Raw genomic sequence first — 16,521 nt, 5'->3', positions numbered from 1 at the left:
AATCAACATCAAAACCGGGTAGGTAGGATTGAGAGAAACCATTTGATTTCCTTTTGGTGCTGCACGACATGGGGGCGTCCCGACGCCGAAAAAGCGGGATAGGTGCGTCGGGAAGGCGGAACGAGTGGTGGAATAACTGTGGAGGGAGAAGTGGAGCGAGGGGCCACTAAAATGTATATGCGACAGCTAGCCCTGTTACGACCTGATTGTCCTTTTCGACAAATGGACTATCTTTGGCATCGCCAAGTAAAGACTCATATTGCGCTAATCCTAGGACGCTCCAGTTTTTTGAAAGAGCATAGCGCCCTTGAATACCAAATGAAGCGCTTTCAAGTCCTGCGCCAGCCTTGTACTCGCTAAAACCAGTTGCGATTGCTTCAGACGAATCTAATCCGTAGTAAGCTTGCTGGTATTCTTCGCTTGCATATCGGATGGATGGACCAACCATAAGCATAAATCTGTCGCTGACTGGGAAATCGAGATTTGCAGACAATTCAGCGTGCCAGCCGTCATGCCCATCTCCGCTTAGGTCTTGTGCTATTTCAAAATCGAGCTCTACAGAGGATATTTCAGCTTCAGCGAAAATTTTACCTTCGATTGTAGAATCGATTTTATTGAGACCTTTTAGGGCCGGGCGTTTGTCGAAGTCAGAGGCATCACGACCTTCATCATAATCGAGAGCAACACCCACTGCGAGGTCCTCGAAGATGCCTGTTTTTTTATCATCTTGTTTAATGAGGTAGGCACCCAAGCCATGTCTCACGTTAAGGAATAGTCTGTCTTTATACGCAATATCCAAGTATGGAAGCACCTGCGATTCATATTGATCGACTCCAGGTGATATCGCTTCGTGCAGCACGCCGACACCCACCGTCACCTCCCAATTACCTTTGCCTTCTTCAGATGGTTCATCGAAAGTCTTGTAGGTTTGCGCATAAGACATTCCAGCGTAAGAGCTGGCAAAGCAGAAAAGAACTGCTGTTTTGTACAGTGTTGTAATCTTCATAATTGGGCCTCTAATGTGAGCGGAGGCTATTAAGAACACTATTTGGAATCTCATGAGAGTTACCAGAACCTTTCATCTGGGAAAGGTGAGGCAAAGCTCTCAAGTTTTAGGAAATTCTGATACATTGTGACGGATGAAAACACCGAATTTTTTATTCAATTTGAATCTTTAGTGGCGGATTTTTTGTTCTCAACATACTTGCCTATATAGTGGACGGTCTAGGAGGCCTCACATCGCAAGAAGTTTAAAAAATACCTCCTCCAGAGTACTGGAATCATTTTTAGAAAATGAACGGCTAATCGCGACGGTTATTAGGCGATATTTGCTGAGTAGAGTTGAAGTTGAAGATCTCACTCAAGAAGTCATAGCGCGAGCGCTTGAAGCGGAGCAAAACAAAGAGATATTGGAGCCAAAGGGGTTTTTGGTTGGGATTGCGAAAAATGTTGCTCGTTCAGAAATTCATAGGCGGTCGAAATGTGTCATAGGGTTGCTGGACGACGTATCTGCAAGTCCCACAAAGGCGGATCAGCCAGGCATTGATGAGGTGGTTGATTCTCGAAAGAGAATGGAAGTTTTTTCCAAAGCGCTCACAGAATTGCCGCCTCAATGTCGAAAAGTGTTTGTGCTTAAATATATCTACGGGGCTTCACACAAAGAAATTTCGGCCAAATTAGATATAGCCATTAGTACAGTAGAAAAACATGTTGCTCTTGGTTTACGAAAGTGTCGAAAATATATGCTCAGTACTCAAAATGGTTCTTTAAAGGAATTGAATGAAAAGAATGTGTTAGGATTAGACGGGGGGAGGCGATAGAGGTTTTTATTATGGATCCTAATGATCAAATAGAAATTGATGAACAAATTAGCGCTGAAGCCTGTAGTTGGGTTGCTCAGATGGAGACTGGTAACCTCTCTAGAGCCGATCTTGCCGCTTTGAGAGAGTGGGTCGCCCGCAGTCCTGCACATGCCAATGAGATCAATGCGATCGCTAAGTTATCCGGAAGTATGCAGGTTCTAACAGAGTGCCTAGAGCATTTAGAAAGCGGGAAGAATAATTCTTTAAGGAAAAAAACAGTGTTTCAGCCGGCATTTTTAGCTGTCGTTGCAACGTTAGTGATTTCTTCATGTGTTTTCATGTTTCTATATAGATCCGAACAGCCTCAGTTTGATGTTGCGTCTTTAACAACCCAAAAGGGAGAGTTTCAATCGCTGACATTGAGCGATGGATCGATCATTGAAGCAAATACTGACAGTGAAATAAGAGTTGAGTACTCGAAAACAGCTAGAAAAGTAAAATTATTGCGTGGCGAGGCATTGTTTGATGTCGCGCATGTCCCCAATCGACCATTTATTGTCGAAGCGGGCGATTTTAGATCGGAGGCGTTGGGGACCTCCTTTTCAATTAAATTGAATGATAAACACACTGAACTATCAGTGGTCGATGGAGTTGTTTCCTTTTCAAGAATTGGTTCAGAGTTGGAGAGTGAAGGCCGAGAACAGGCCCCTACAAAGCTGGTGCTTAATGCAGGACAATCCATTTCTTCGTCTGGTGAAAACCTGAATGAGAAACCTTTGAGCGTTTCGCAAATTTCAATTTTAACTCCAAAAGATATTTCGAGACGGCTTTCTTGGACAGAAGGCTTATTAGAGTTTTCAGACACCCCGCTCAATGAAGTTGTTTCTGAAGTTAATCGCTATGTGGATGTTCCGATTTCAATCTCTGACATTGAACTGAACAATATGCAGATTGGCGGCATTTATCGCGCAGGTGATATGGCCGGGATGTTGGAGGCTTTTGAACGGTTGGGCATCGAGGTCGATAGATCAAACCCCAAAAAAATAATATTAAAAACAAAGAGTACCGTACCTTTAGTTGAGTAAATCAGATTTGGCACTGGAGGATTTTTCTTCTCAAACCGACTTGTATTCAAGGCTACCTCATAAGAAGGTGTCAGATGTGAATATTTCTTTGGGAGGAAAGTGTCGTCGTTTAAAGTTGTTGTTTTTACCTTTGTGGCAGTATGCACATCGTTACATTTTTCTGCATATTCGCAGGAAGTGAATGATACCGAGCGATTGCTTGAATTGGAAACACAAAATGCGGACGAAGCAGTTAAGTTGCTTGCCCGCGAATTTAAACGATCGGTTTTTTTCCAAACAGAAGATATCGCATTTGTGAAAACGAACCCAATTGGCGGGAAGTTTTCTCTTCAAACAGCGCTGTATCGTTTGTTTGAAGGCACGTCTTTGACCGGAAGTCTTACGCAGAGCGGAGCGATCATTGTGTCGCTTCGTGAAGATAAAGATATATCGGGAGGAGAAGACGAAATGAACAAAGCTCTTTTGAGTATGACGACTGCGTTAGCCGCGGTTGCGGGAAGCTCCGCAGCAGCACAAGAAACTACAACAAGCCAAAACCTTATAGAGAAAGAAAGCAGGTTAGATCTCGACACGATAACCGTGACGGCACGGAGAACTGAGGAAAGCTTGCAAAATGTACCGGGTGCCGTTGCGGTTGTTACGCCTGATATAGTTGCTGCTCAGCGAATTCAATCGGTTAATGAAATTCTGGAAATCACTCCGGGTGCTACATTTACTAGCCTGCATAAAGGGCAACAAGATTTTAGTATTCGAGGCATTAGTTCTCAAACTGAAGGAGCGGCGGGTGATTCAGCTGTTGCGACCTACATTGATAACATTGCTATTGGACGTGACTTCGCCAAATCCTTTGAATTTTTCGATATTGGTCAAGTTGAAGTTCTGCGTGGTCCTCAAGGAACGAGTTTTGGTCGTAATGCATCTGCTGGATTGATTCATATTATCAGTAAGAGACCCACAGAAGAACTCGATGGTTTTATTGAGGCGACAGCAGGTAATTACGGTCTGCTTGATTTTAATGGTGCGATCGGGGGTAAGATAACTGAAGGCGTACTTGGAAGATTAAGTGTGCACTATGATGAGAGAGAGGGTTACACGACTGATATTTCTTCAGGTAAAGATATTGATCCTGAACAGAACGTAACTGTCAGAGGCCAAATGCTTTTGGAACTCAGTGATGCCTTTGAAGTTTTGCTAAGAGCAACTTGGTCAGAAGATGATGATGGATCAATTGCAAGGCGAGGTCCAGATTGTACAACCCCATATTTGGGAGCTCCCTTTGGCAATTATACCGAGCCATGTAACGAGTGGGAAACTGACATCTCTGAAAGAGAGGATCTTACACAAGAACGTACAATAAAAATGGTGTCAGCTGAAGCAGTTTGGGATGTCACATCTGGAGTGCAGCTTACTTCAGTGACTGGTTATGTTGAGGCGGAAATGACTCGCTCCCAGGACATTTTTGGTACTCCATTAGATCTGTTAGTTTCATCTAGTGTCGACGATGCCTGGCAATTTTCACAAGAGTTTCGTTTCGACAATTATTCTGCCAACGCTCAATTCCAATGGTTAGCGGGATTGTACTATTATACAGATGATCATACGAGAGATGGCGATGATCGAGATGTGTTGCCTTTCGCTGGTCCATTTGCCACTCAGTCGACTTTGGAAACGTCCAATAAAACCACAAGTTATGGCTTGTTTGGGCGCGTAGGGTTTGATCTTACAGATCGCCTGAATTTGACAGCAGGTGGCCGTTATACTGTCGATGAAAAAGTTTTTTCAGTATTCCATAGTGCTACAGGAGGGGTGGCTGGTATATTTGTCGATCCATCCGAGGACCCTGTCGATGTGGATGTGAAAGACGAGTGGAATAAATTCACGGGTTCAGCATCATTGAGTTATAATCTAACCGACGATGCAATTTTTTATGGACTTGTGTCGCAAGGGTATAAAGCGGGTGGGTTTGATGGAGAACCTAGTACGCGTGATGCAGCTCTTACTCCATTCGATGAAGAAACTTCTACCAATTATGAAATGGGGCTAAAATCAGAAATTTTTGACAGAAGAATTCGAGTAAATACTTCTGTGTTTCATGTTGATTACAAGGATTTACAGGTTGCTGATTTTTTGCCTTCAGGTGCGCCCATAATCGTCAATTCTGGTGGTGCTAAAGTAACAGGGCTTGAGGTTGAAACGGCAGCCACTGTAAATGAATTTCTGATTTTGACAGGATCTGTTGCGTTAATGGATGCCGAACTAAAGGGGGAGGTCAGTGGTGTTTCAGTGGATGGGAACAAGCCTGACAATGCTCCTGAGTGGACGGTCAATTTGGCTGCTAATTTCACCTACCCTTTATCGGGTGGATCAGAACTCTCGGCACGAATAGATTATACTGGACGAAGTGATGTCTTCGATGGACCATTCGGCGATCCAGTGACTTTAAGACCCGAAGTGCATTTTTATGGTGCGCGGGTGTCATGGGTTGCTCCTAGTCAAGATTGGGAAGTCTCTTTGTGGGGGCGCAATCTGTCAGAAGAGGCTGATGTTCTATCCCGCGGGCCGATATCGACAGTTCTTCAGTCACCGACAGCGTTTGGGGCACCAAGAACTTTTGGTCTTACGTTGAAGAAATCACTTTAATCAATCCCACCAATTTGAATTTATTGTTCAAGCTAATTCCCTGAAAAGGAAATTGTTATGAGAAAACTTGTCGTGCGGACAACGATTTTGGCTGCTTCATTTTTTACAAGTATTACTGCGAGTAGTTGTGCGCAAGAAATAATAGACGGGAAGGTTCACGTCCCAGAAAGAAGGATTGAAGGCTTTATTTATGATGGAGCTGACCGCCAAGCCGTCATGAATACGCTTGATAAAATTTCAACGCGGGAAGGTGAGGCGGAAGGTTCTTGGGTTCATGAATGGATGCAAATTGCAAATGCAGAATTGGAACGCGCAAAAATTGCAGCTGAGGTTGAAGATAGAGAATCTGCTGAAAGGCTTTACTTCTCAGCTGCAAATTATTTTGCAATCGCTGGCTTCCCAGAATTCCATACCAAAGCAGAGAAAGAGGCACTTAAGCAGCATTTTATAGCGTATGAGCAGGGTGGCTCCTTTATGGAGGTTCCCATGGAGATTGTCGAAGTTGAAACTAAAGGTGAAAATTTCAAAGCATATCTTCACAAACCCCAAGGAGTGAAGAAACCACCTCTTATTCTTTGGACGCATGGTACTGATAAATTTAAAGGCCATGCATATAAAACAGTAAAACGCTTACTGAGTAGAGGCTTTGCAGTCGTCACATTTGATTTGGCTGGAACCGGTGAAAGCACGTTTTGGAAACTTCGTTCAGATGGCGATTTTGTTCATATGGCAGTACTCGATGCTATGGCCTCTAGAGAAGATATTGATACCGGGAATATATTCGAAGTTGGTGTGAGCTTTGGTGGTCATTATGCTGCAAAAATGGCAGCACAAAATGATCCAAGATTACGCGCTGTTGCATCATTATGTGGCCCTGTACATTCGGCCTTTATGCTGAGGCCTGAGCAGATTTCAGCGATACTGGAGACTGAAGAGGGTGCAACTGTTCGTGCATTTGCGCATCGCATCGGAGCAGATGTTTCAGATCCGGAATCTGTTTCAAGATCAGTAAAGCGTTTTTCTTTGGTTGAGCAGGGATTAATTGGGCAAGGGACAACTATAGAAACGCCATTGTTAGTTATGAATGGCGGACGCGATTCTTTAGCGCCAATAAGCGATTTAGAGTTGCTTGCTGACTCAGCAGAAACTTCAGAACTCTGGGTTATGGGAATGGCTGGCCATTGTGCCCGAGAATACTTCGAACCGGCGGTTACAGATGTTGTTGAATGGTTACGGCAATATACGAATTTTGATGAACTAGGGATAAAATAGAGTCATTTTAAATGATTGAATAAATGAAGATAGCCTTGTTCTTGTATTGCGAGGCTATTTTGTTTTGATGCTGTTAAATAGGTTCAAACCAAAAGGTGTTTAAGATGAGACTGATGTACTGCCAAAAAGTGAAGCCAATTCGAGGTAAAGTGAACTTGGAAGTATGAGGTTGAAATTGTCTGAATTCCACTCGCGTCCACCAAACTTACAAAACTCGTGTTGGCCGCCAAGCACAATTATTCAGATCCATATGGATAAAAGATGTCTGCGTCTGTAGGCAAATCTACAGCATCAAAATTGAGCTCTTTGGAGTTTAATTGCTAGTGGAAATCGTGGTGTTAGCATCGATATCTTCAAAGCTTTTGGTTTCACCATTGGACCAAGTGATTTTGACAGAATCAATTTTTTCACAAGCGCCTATTCCAAAATTAAGTCTATCTTTAAGCATGTGATGAAAACCGTCACCACTTGAACCTACCAAGCGGCTTTGCTTTTTACCGCAGCTCGAAATTTCAACTCTAGCACCGATATGTTGGGCTTTCCCTTCTGGAGAGTTTCCAACCTTTACGGCAATAAAGTTCCCAATCTCTCTTTTCTGAAGTTGGTTTTTGGCCAAATACCAACGGCCTCGTTCATTTGCAAAAACGATATCAAGGCGGCCATCTTGGTTGAAATCTATTGCTTCGATACTCGATCCGGTTGCTCCAATTTCACTTGAAATCAACCCGCTATTCTCAGTGATTTTGAAACTCTTGCCGGCCTTATTCATCAGAATACGGGGTGCAATTGGTAATGCCATGTTTCCATATGGAATTAATGCCAAATCAACAAAACCATCATTATCGAAATCTGCTGCCGTAGCATGCTGGATTTGTTCAGAAATCGTAATGCCTAGACTTTCAGTGATATCAAAAAATTTTCCGTTCCGGTTTTCCAGCAATTTGGGTGGAAGCAATTCTCTGGGTTCGGTGTTTTCGTAAGATTTTACGTTTTTAACAACACCTGCAATGCGTGACTTCACGAATCCACCAATTCGCCATTTATTATTCCCAAGATACCCAATTTGCACTCCCTTAGTATCTTCTTCCGGCCACCCTTGTGCTTCTTCGGATGTAATAATAAGACTTTTACCCAAAAGATCTTTTTGGGTCTCGGGGCTGATTTTCTTGCGATTTTTTCCTACAAAAACACCATAGGTGGCATATGTTTCTTGGAGGTTTTCCAATTCAAGAGTGTCTCCTTCAATGACGAAATCATCCAATGTAATTTTTCCATTAAACTGGAAAAAAGCTAAATTGCGTTCTTTGTCATCAAAGTAGATTTCTCTTCCAAATTGAAATGGAGCGCGGCTTAAAAAAAGATCGAAATCCCCATCATTATCGTAGTCAATTTCTGTAATATTAGTCACGAATTTTAGCTTGGCCAATTCGCCAAAAGCTTCCTTCGTTGTGTTCGTGAAAGTACCGTCTGCATTGCCAAGTGAAAGTGTGAGATCTCTTCCGCCATGCACAATCACGTCCATGTAATTGTCATTGTTTATATCTGTGCTTAATACTTTAAATGATAAAGGATCGTTGGGAACAGGAAGGGTCGCGCTGAAGCTTAATTTTCCATTGGAGTTCGTGTAAAATTGATTTGTACTCAATTGTTTTACATTATGTGGAGCAAACCCCGTGTAAAACAAATCTAAGTCTGAATCGTGATCAGCATCTAAGAATTTTATTGTTCGTCCACGGGTCGAGTTGAAATGATCAAGAAGGCCAATTTTCTTTATTTGTCGATCTTTTCCAACTGTGTAGTGGATTGGTCGCCTAGGATTACCACCATTCCCTCCGCCCAACGTTATGATGATATCCATTTTACCGTCACCATTATAATCAGACACACCCATGCCGTGGGTGTCTCCATTTATTAAAACGACAGGGGCACTAAAGTTTCCGGCGTTGTTCCAGAATATGCGGGAATAGCTGGTGTGGTCGGTTGTAATTATATCGTCCCAACCATCTTGGTCGAGATCTGATATGACTGCAGCGCCCCATTTCTTTTTCAATTCACTTCCAAAATCAATTACATCAGTGGTTATTGAGAAAGCAGAAGCGGGGGCAAGAGAGTTATCTTTGCTTGTGGAACATCCACTTGAAATCACACCAATGATAGATAGGCAAGACATTGATAAAACAAACTTTTTGTTCATGCTTCTTCCAATTGATTTTGTGCCCTGTGATGGACAATCATTGGGCTTGTATGCGTGTTATGGCTTAGCTTTGTGGAGAGAGAGGTGGCTCACTTTTTGTTTTTGCGACGCACCTTGAGATTACTCAATTTGGAAGATCTCTATACACAACTCGGAAGCCTATGTGGTTTGTAGAAAAGTTACGTTCTTGGGCATGTCTCGCGCCTGGGCGGTATCTTGCGCAAAAATTGGCTGCGCAGAGAAATGATCCGCCTTTCATCAGCCCATCAATGCCATTGTTTGGGTAGTTATAGTCGTCTTTGACCCATTCCCAGACATTCCCTGTCATATCAAATAGGCCGTATCCATTGGGTTCGAAACAGCCTACCGGCGCCGAGCCTTCATAACCATCTCGCACGGTATTCTCTACCGGAAATTGGCCTTGCCATGTATTGGCTCTTACGGGACCTTCATCTGGACCTATATCACCCCACTCGAACGGTTTACTCTCTAACCCACCGCGCGCGGCGTATTCCCATTCAGTTTCTGTGGGTAGATCTCCACCTTTCCATTCAGCATATGCAAGGGCATCTTGATAGGCGATATGAATGACGGGGTGTTGTTCTATACCCTCTAAGTTGGAATTGGGGCCGGCGGGGTGTTTCCAATTTGCGCCTTCGACAAAATTCCACCAACTCATAAATTGCTCCGAGTTTGTGGTGGCAAATACAGCTGAGCCTGCTTTGAGTTTGTCTGGTGGGATTTCAGGATAATCTGACGGAGAGGGGGCCACTTCAGCTACAGTTATATACCCCGTCGCATCAACAAATTCAGCAAATTGTGCATTGGTGACTTCGTGAGCATCTATTTTAAAGTCTCCAACAATGTTCTGAAATTGTTGGAATTCGTCACGAAATTGTTTCTTAGCTTCTCCTTGTAGGAACTCTCCGCCATTAATGAAAACAGGGTCTAAAGGTGCAGATATGCTGCATTCGGCTTTGCCATCAATTGAGTATGGCGGGCTAGAGTTTGCGTCGCTACAACTACTTAAAGCGCAGAGACATCCTAGTAACGAAGATAGCGTTGAAATTTGAGCTGGTTTTAGCATATCGATTCTACTTCATAGGGTGATTGCTGAACATATTTAATGTGCTACCAGTTTGTGTATGACCCATCTGGTTTTAGCATACGAGGGCATTCCCAAAATTTAAACGCGTTTGCTTTGATGGCTTCTTCATTTACAATAACACCGTGGCCAGGCAAGTCGCTGATCTCGAATATGCCGGCTTGAGGTGAGGGGGCATTTTCAAAAAAATTATTGATATCTACAGTTTCAGTGCGCCCATATGGTGGAACTTCATACCAAGAAAAATTAGGAACAACTGCAGACATTTGAAGTGTGGCGGCTGTACAAACAGGGCCCAGTGGATCGTGAGGCATTACATCAATGTAGTGCGTTTCTGCCATCGCTGCGACTTTCATCGCTTCTGTCAAACCACCAACATTGCATACGTCGATGCGTGCAAAATTTGTTAGACCTTGCTCAATGTATGGACGAAATATCCACTTACTAGAGAATTCTTCTCCGATTGCGAAGGGAACATCAGTCATTTGTCTTAAGCTTGTGTAAGCTTCGGGTGTTTCTGCTCGAATAGGTTCTTCTAAAAAGTCCAACGTACCAGATGGCATCATTTGACAAAACGAAGCTGCTTCAGCCACTGATAGCCGATGGTGATAATCTATGCCGATAACGATTTCATTGCCGACTTGTCGTCGAAGCTCTGTTAGAACTTCCGCTGCTTCGGCGATAGATTTGCGTATGTCTACAGTAGAAGCACGTTCAGTGGTTCCTAGATCACCAGCGGCAGTTCTTATGACTGTCCAACCTTCATCTACAAACATTTTTGCTTCTTCAATAAGGCTTTGATCATGCGGTTTGATCGTTGTGATGAAGCAAGGTACATGATCTCGTTGTTTCCCACCTAGTAGGCGGTGGATAGGCACATTTAGAGCCTTTCCTGCTATATCCCACAGTGCAATATCAATTGCTGATATCGCTGCTGTTAAAACACGACCACCTTCAAAGTATTGGCCGCGATACATTTCTTGCCAAAGTGCACCGATTTTTGTGGGGTCTTTTCCGATGAGGAATTCTTTAAAGTGATTTACCGCTCCAACAACAGCTAACTCTCGGCTAGATAGGCCGGATTCACCCCAGCCGAATAGCCCCTCATCTGTCTCTACTTTCACCATGCAAAGATTGCGGTGTCCAACCCAGGCAGGGTATGCTTTGACATCAGTGATTTTCACGGTGAATTCCCTCTCTATTTATTGCTTAAATAGCTGCCATCAATGCAGCGGCTTTTTTGTCGATGGTTTCAGCACTATCACCAGCTTTGTATAGTTCAGAGGCAATTCCAAATCCGACACATCCAGCTGCTTTCCATTCGGCCATGTTAGAGGCTCCAACACCACCTACAGCAAGAACATTACAATCATCGGGTAAAACGGCTGATATTGCTTTTACATGTCCGATTCCATACGTGCTTGCGGGAAATAGTTTTAGATGCTTTGCACCCGCGTCAATTGCGGTGAAGGCGTCAGTAATAGTCGCGAATCCTGGTGTAACATCCATTTTCAACGCGACAGCATTACGGATAACGTCAGCATTTGTATTTGGCGTAACAATAATGCGACCGCCTGCATCATATACTTTTTGAACGTCTTCTGGTTTTACAACTGTTCCAGCACCCACCAAACAGTCTTCAGGCATTGTTTCAGATAAAATTTGAATGCTTTTTAGTGGTTCGGGAGAATTAAGTGGAACTTCGATACAACGAATTCCATGCCCATAAAGTACATGGCCTATAGATTGAACTTCATCCGGTTTGACACCACGTAAAATTGCAATCAATGGAGTGGTTTCTAAAATTTTATCAAGCATAAGTCGGGTCCTTTAAACTGCAAGAAAGCCAGAATAGATAGCGTCATTGCCGTCCGTGAAATTACAAGTGTGACCTAGGTTTTCTATTGCTAAGGCGTATTTGTCTCCCAATGCTGGAGCGCCAATGACCTCAACAATCACATTAGGTTTTGCACAATTATCTATGGCCGTTTTAACGTCTGATCCGATCAATAGGCCGGATAGGTAACTTGCTGGATCTCCCAGTTCGTCTGGGTTCGATATCAAGCGCGTGCGTGTTGAAAACAAAATATGCAGTAAACCATTTGGCTGTTGGGCCGCCAATTTTGCTCCTTTAAGGAAACTAGCGTTCTGAAAACCAGTTTGTGGCTGAGACTCCGGAGAGGGGACTAGGATGGAATGATCTTTCAATATGGCATATAGTTCACCCGTCAATGAGGTAGCGAAGGATTCAAGTTGTCCGTCGTGAAGACGTGCCCATTTTGTATGTGTACCTGGCAAGCATATCAGGCGGTCTTCATGAGAGATGTTTGGGTGCCGTGCCATCCAGCCCAGAATTTGTAACTCTTCTCCGCGCATGAGGTCTGGTTGCCCCATTGCATTTGTTCCTTTTGCCCCAGGAAGTATTGTAACTTTATGTCCTTGAACTTCAAAAACCTCAGCGAGGTTTGGCAGGTTTGATAATTGTGCAGGGCAGGGGAGGTATGGAGTAGTCTTCCACCCTATATTGGAGCCAACCATTCCGGCCAACACAATATCCAACTTTCCATATTGTTTGATCCATGGCGTAATTGCTTCAAATAAAGTGTCTTCAGGAGATTTGGTTAGTTTAGAAATACCATCACCAAACACAACTTCATCAGAAGAGGGAGCTGATCTGTCATGAGAACACAACATAGCCCGCATTCGACTTGTGCCCCAATCGACCCCAATAAATAATTGGTCAGATGACATGAAGTTACTCCTACATCGCAATTGATCACAATACTTTATCTCCATCGAGGCTTACTGAATAAGCGCTAGGCGGGTATCGTCGATTGCTCAATTCTTTAAACATTATATGTTTGCATAAATATAATGATAATGCTACAAAAAGTAAAACCTAGAGCAAAAAAACATTGGGGAGCTTATATTTGTCTCGGCAAATGTCGGCTGACAGGAAACATTGTTTAATTAAATTGGACGTGTGCATTCTTTTGAGGTTCTCTGAAATTTCAGGAGAACTCAGTTATTATCCAAGTCTGCGATAGGTGAGATTGCGTCTATCGACGCTGTTTGAGTTTATTCCGATCTCATCGGAATTGTAATTGATTGGGTGTTAGATTGCTAAAGACCGTTACAGATAGAAATGTTACATTGTACGCAATCATTGCTGCCTTCGGCGGCTTTGTTTTTGGGTTGGATATTGTAAACCTTTCAGGTGCCATTCGATTTGTTAGTTCTCAATTTGAACTAAACGATGTTCAAATTGGTCTTGTAGGAAGTAGTGCTATTATTGGTGTTCTCTTCGCACTAATATTCACTGGTCCTTTGTGTGATTGGCTCGGGCGACGTTCAGTGTTGCTGTTGATTGCGGTCCTGTATTCTCTTTCTTCCATTGTATCAGCGACTGCTTCCAGCTTTGAAATGTTGGTTGTAGGTAGAATGATAGGCGGCTTGGCATTCGCCTCTCTGACTGTTTCCGCAATGTACATTGGAGAGATCGCTCCCAAAGATAAACGTGGTAGTTTCGTAGGCATACAACAGCTGATGATCGCTATTGGGACTTTGGTTGCTTTTCTGGTGAACTATTTCCTAGTTGATGCGCTTGAAACCTCTTCTTGGCTTACGAATGAAAACATTTGGCGTATTATGCTGGGATCTGAGTTGATCGCGAATGCAGTCTGGGTAGGAGCATTGCTAATTATCCCCCGTTCTCCGAGATGGTTGCTCATCAAAGGACGTGAAGATGAAGCCAGAGAAGTCTTAGCGAAAACGATATCTTCTGAGCACATTGAAAACACTGTTTCTGAAGTCACGGATAGCTTGGATGACGAAACAGATCACACACTTGTTGATCAGTTGAAAATCCTGTTCAGTAAACGCATGGTTTGGGTATTGGCCATCGCGATTGTCTACGCGATAGCTCAGGGTGCATCAGGCATGAATGCTGTAAATGCATTTGCTCCGCAGGTTTTTGAGCAAGTCGGGATGGGCCTGAAGGATACATTCAAACAGACAATTGGTATTGGTTTAATCGGAGTTATTGCTGTGATTATCTCGATAATGTTGGTCGAGCGTGTGGGACGACGTTTTTTAACGCTTGGAGGTTTAACGCTAGTCGTTATTGCTCATAGTTTGAGTTGGTATAGCTTTGAATCCGCGACCTACACCCTTGATGAAGCTGCCTTGGAAAGAATTGAGGAAAGTGGCATAGATGTCAGTGACCTCCACCAATTTTCTGGCAATGTATATGAAGATGATGTTGCTCTGAAGGCGGATATCGCAAAAGCTTTTGATCTTAAAGAAATACCCTTGGTGAGCGGTGCGATTATCAATCAAACAATTAACATCAATGCAGTTGCAGTTTTGATTGGAATATTTCTATTTTTAGGAGCGTTTCATCTAACTATCGGCCCCATAATGTGGGTTGTGTTTTCAGAGATTTTCGCGAGCAATGTTCGTGCTGTTGCGATCCCATTTGTTGCCTTGGTTCAGAGCATTTCAGCTGTAGCAATCCAACAATTGTTTCCATGGCAGCTTAAAAATATGGGGGCGGCGGATATCTTTTTTAGCTACGGTGTGGTCGCTTCACTCGGATTAGTGGTGTTGTTCTTCATATTGCCAGAAACGAAAGGGAAGTCGTTAGAGGAAATTGAAGAAGAGCTGGTGAAGTCTTGATCGCGATGAAGTTTAGTTGGAAGATTTAAGAGTGTAAAATGCCTGCAAATTTAGAAAATCAAATTGCAATTGTTACTGGCGGAGCAGATGGAATTGGTTGCGCCATATCACAATTGTTTTGCAAGCAGGGAGCACGAGTCTGTGTTGCCGATGTCAATGCAGAAATGGGTGAAGCGTTCGTTCATGAATTGAACGCGAATGGATACAAAGCCATATTTGTTCAAACAGATATTTCTTCTTCAGATTCCGTCCAAAAAATGGTTTCCGCTACCGCATCTAAACTGGGAAATCCGACAATCTTAGTCAACAATGCTGGTATTATTTGGGAAAATCCTGACTTGCTGGATACGTCAGAGGAAGATTGGCGGCGAAGTTTTGGCGTGAATGTCGATGGTATGTGGAACTGTAGTAAGGCTGTAATACCATATATGAAAGAGGCTCGTTCGGGTAGCATCGTGAATGTAGGGTCGGTGCATGGTTTTAAGATCGTGCGTGGACATTTTCCATATGCAGTTACAAAGCACGCAGTGACGGGGTTGACGAAGAACTTAGCTGTAGAATTTGGTGAGTTTAATATCCGTGTAAATGCCCTTTGCCCAGGAATGATCGAGACACCCAATGCATTTAAGTGGTGGGCAAGCATGGATGACCCAGAAGGTTGCCGCAAAGCGCTTGGCGAGCTCCATCCGTTAAAGCGAAATGGTACGTTGGATGAAATAGCCTACCCAGCGCTCTTTTTAGCGGGGCCGGAGTCCAGTTTCATGACAGGTCAAAACTTGATCGTAGATGGCGGCAGAACTTCGGTTTACCACGATTAGGTTTGTTTTACATTGTGGCCCTTAAACTCTACCCGCAAAGTGTTTTTGCGGGTTTATTTTTACCATTCAAAACGGATCCATGACCGAACTGTTTCATTTGGAGAGAGTGGAATAAGGCCAGGCACTCCGGGGTGATTGAATGCATTAATGGGGTGTGACACCGGTTCAAAACAGAAGAAATCTGCGTTGCCATTTGGGGAGTATATTATTGGGATATTCAATAGATCCGATACGGTAATACGAACCGATTTAGCGTTTTTTCCTTGGTGAATGTCTGCAATTCCATCCCAGCCCAGAAAGTCATTATTGATGAGACTGGAGGGAAGGTGGTGAAATTCATGAAAGTTCATCTCATCGACAGAACAAAGTGAAACGTATCGCTCAGGTAAATTTTGATTGTTTTGAACACCAATCTTTGAAGCTTTAAAACGTAACTTAGTTTCAGAGTTTCTAGGAAACCAAGGGTGGAAACCAAACCCATAAGGAAGTTGTATTTCAGCCTCATTTGTTATGGATAAATCGATTGTGAGGGAGTGATCCTTCAGTGTAAATCGTTGTGATGCAGCGTATTTAAAGGGACCTAATTCACCGTGTTTTAGGATTAAATTAGCAGCGGCGTTTGAGCTTCCATCTAAGTGCCATTTTTTCTTAAAGGCATCGCCATGCAATGGCAGGGGTTCACCCTGTACAGTAGGAGGAATAGAGAATTTTATTCCGTTCCAGATTATCTCCTTAGAAATTCTGTTTGAAAACGGAATGAGAATATTGGAGGCAAGTGAAAATGGCCCGTCGGTTTCTTTTCCGGACCATTCCCTCAAGATTGGTAGCCCATTATAGGAAAGGGAGGCGATAGCGCCTCCCATGTTTGGTGACAGTTTCAAGGTAGCTGCACCACTGATTAATGTTGTAAGTGCCACAACTTGAAACT

Annotated in this window: 13 protein-coding genes; 6 read left to right on the top strand and 7 right to left on the bottom strand. The window is 43.3% G+C overall.

Annotated features, from left to right (window positions below; translation table 11 throughout):
- Nucleotides 1-166 precede the first annotated feature (166 nt).
- A complete protein-coding gene (locus F551_RS0115265; protein ID WP_018998399.1) occupies nucleotides 167-1,006 on the bottom strand; it encodes a MipA/OmpV family protein in 840 nt (279 codons plus the stop codon).
- 178 nt (nucleotides 1,007-1,184) lie between these two features.
- Here F551_RS0115265 and F551_RS0115260 point away from each other — a divergent pair, with 178 nt between their 5' ends.
- The 4 genes from F551_RS0115260 (at nucleotide 1,185) to F551_RS0115245 (ending at nucleotide 6,799) form a co-directional block, all read left to right on the top strand.
- Nucleotides 1,185-1,820: an RNA polymerase sigma factor gene (locus tag F551_RS0115260; protein ID WP_081621205.1), complete on the top strand. Its 636-nt coding sequence runs from the start codon at nucleotides 1,185-1,187 to the stop codon at nucleotides 1,818-1,820.
- Nucleotides 1,821-1,831: 11 nt separating this feature from the next.
- Nucleotides 1,832-2,887 carry a FecR family protein gene (locus tag F551_RS0115255; RefSeq protein WP_018998397.1) on the top strand — a complete coding sequence of 352 codons (1,056 nt, stop codon included), beginning with the start codon at nucleotides 1,832-1,834 and terminating at the stop codon, nucleotides 2,885-2,887.
- A gap of 99 nt (nucleotides 2,888-2,986) precedes the next feature.
- Nucleotides 2,987-5,527: a TonB-dependent receptor gene (locus F551_RS0115250; protein ID WP_018998396.1), complete on the top strand. Its 2,541-nt coding sequence runs from the start codon at nucleotides 2,987-2,989 to the stop codon at nucleotides 5,525-5,527.
- A 57-nt stretch (nucleotides 5,528-5,584) separates the two neighbouring features.
- Complete coding sequence (locus F551_RS0115245; protein ID WP_018998395.1) at nucleotides 5,585-6,799, top strand: alpha/beta fold hydrolase; 1,215 nt, start codon at nucleotides 5,585-5,587, stop codon at nucleotides 6,797-6,799.
- Nucleotides 6,800-7,112: 313 nt separating this feature from the next.
- Here the strand turns inward: F551_RS0115245 and F551_RS0115240 are convergent, their stop codons facing one another.
- The 5 genes from F551_RS0115240 to F551_RS0115220 all read right to left on the bottom strand — a co-directional run bounded on the left by F551_RS0115240 (nucleotide 7,113) and on the right by F551_RS0115220 (nucleotide 12,849).
- Entirely contained in the window at nucleotides 7,113-8,993 is a 1,881-nt protein-coding gene (locus F551_RS0115240) for a CRTAC1 family protein (protein ID WP_018998394.1), read from the bottom strand.
- Nucleotides 8,994-9,117: 124 nt separating this feature from the next.
- The gene (locus F551_RS0115235) at nucleotides 9,118-10,080 is read right to left on the bottom strand and encodes a formylglycine-generating enzyme family protein (RefSeq protein WP_018998393.1); all 963 of its coding nucleotides are present in this window, start codon (nucleotides 10,078-10,080) and stop codon (nucleotides 9,118-9,120) included.
- Between the two features lie 44 nt (nucleotides 10,081-10,124).
- Nucleotides 10,125-11,282: a mandelate racemase/muconate lactonizing enzyme family protein gene (locus tag F551_RS0115230; RefSeq protein WP_018998392.1), complete on the bottom strand. Its 1,158-nt coding sequence runs from the start codon at nucleotides 11,280-11,282 to the stop codon at nucleotides 10,125-10,127.
- A 25-nt stretch (nucleotides 11,283-11,307) separates the two neighbouring features.
- Nucleotides 11,308-11,916, bottom strand: coding sequence for a 2-dehydro-3-deoxy-6-phosphogalactonate aldolase (locus tag F551_RS0115225; protein ID WP_018998391.1), 609 nt, complete (start codon nucleotides 11,914-11,916; stop codon nucleotides 11,308-11,310).
- Nucleotides 11,917-11,928: 12 nt separating this feature from the next.
- Nucleotides 11,929-12,849, bottom strand: coding sequence for a 2-dehydro-3-deoxygalactonokinase (locus tag F551_RS0115220; protein WP_018998390.1), 921 nt, complete (start codon nucleotides 12,847-12,849; stop codon nucleotides 11,929-11,931).
- 369 nt (nucleotides 12,850-13,218) lie between these two features.
- Here F551_RS0115220 and F551_RS0115215 point away from each other — a divergent pair, with 369 nt between their 5' ends.
- Entirely contained in the window at nucleotides 13,219-14,775 is a 1,557-nt protein-coding gene (locus F551_RS0115215) for an MFS transporter (RefSeq protein ID WP_026296868.1), read from the top strand.
- Nucleotides 14,776-14,813: 38 nt separating this feature from the next.
- Nucleotides 14,814-15,593 (top strand): SDR family NAD(P)-dependent oxidoreductase, encoded by a 780-nt coding sequence (locus F551_RS0115210; protein ID WP_018998388.1) that lies wholly within the window; start codon nucleotides 14,814-14,816, stop codon nucleotides 15,591-15,593.
- A 59-nt stretch (nucleotides 15,594-15,652) separates the two neighbouring features.
- Here F551_RS0115210 and F551_RS16810 read toward each other — a convergent pair whose 3' ends face one another.
- On the bottom strand, nucleotides 15,653-16,510 hold the full coding sequence (locus F551_RS16810) for an aldose 1-epimerase (RefSeq protein ID WP_155826094.1): 858 nt from the start codon (nucleotides 16,508-16,510) through the stop codon (nucleotides 15,653-15,655).
- Between the last annotated feature and the right edge of the window lie 11 nt (nucleotides 16,511-16,521).

It is taken from the genome of Hirschia maritima DSM 19733 (assembly GCF_000378345.1).
GTDB lineage: Bacteria > Pseudomonadota > Alphaproteobacteria > Caulobacterales > Hyphomonadaceae > Hirschia > Hirschia maritima.
Note: the sequence above shows the minus strand (reverse complement) of the source record. Positions and strands in the feature narration are given on the sequence as shown.

What these genes read in the sequence shown, in the direction of transcription:
- F551_RS0115265 (WP_018998399.1), bottom strand. Translation starts at nt 1,006, where the DNA reads ATGAAGATTACAACACTGTACAAAACAGCAGTTCTTTTCTGCTTTGCC.
- F551_RS0115255 (WP_018998397.1), top strand. Translation starts at nt 1,832, where the DNA reads ATGGATCCTAATGATCAAATAGAAATTGATGAACAAATTAGCGCTGAA.
- F551_RS0115245 (WP_018998395.1), top strand. Translation starts at nt 5,585, where the DNA reads ATGAGAAAACTTGTCGTGCGGACAACGATTTTGGCTGCTTCATTTTTT.
- F551_RS0115240 (WP_018998394.1), bottom strand. Translation starts at nt 8,993, where the DNA reads ATGAACAAAAAGTTTGTTTTATCAATGTCTTGCCTATCTATCATTGGT.
- F551_RS0115235 (WP_018998393.1), bottom strand. Translation starts at nt 10,080, where the DNA reads ATGCTAAAACCAGCTCAAATTTCAACGCTATCTTCGTTACTAGGATGT.
- F551_RS0115225 (WP_018998391.1), bottom strand. Translation starts at nt 11,916, where the DNA reads ATGCTTGATAAAATTTTAGAAACCACTCCATTGATTGCAATTTTACGT.
- F551_RS0115220 (WP_018998390.1), bottom strand. Translation starts at nt 12,849, where the DNA reads ATGTCATCTGACCAATTATTTATTGGGGTCGATTGGGGCACAAGTCGA.
- F551_RS0115210 (WP_018998388.1), top strand. Translation starts at nt 14,814, where the DNA reads ATGCCTGCAAATTTAGAAAATCAAATTGCAATTGTTACTGGCGGAGCA.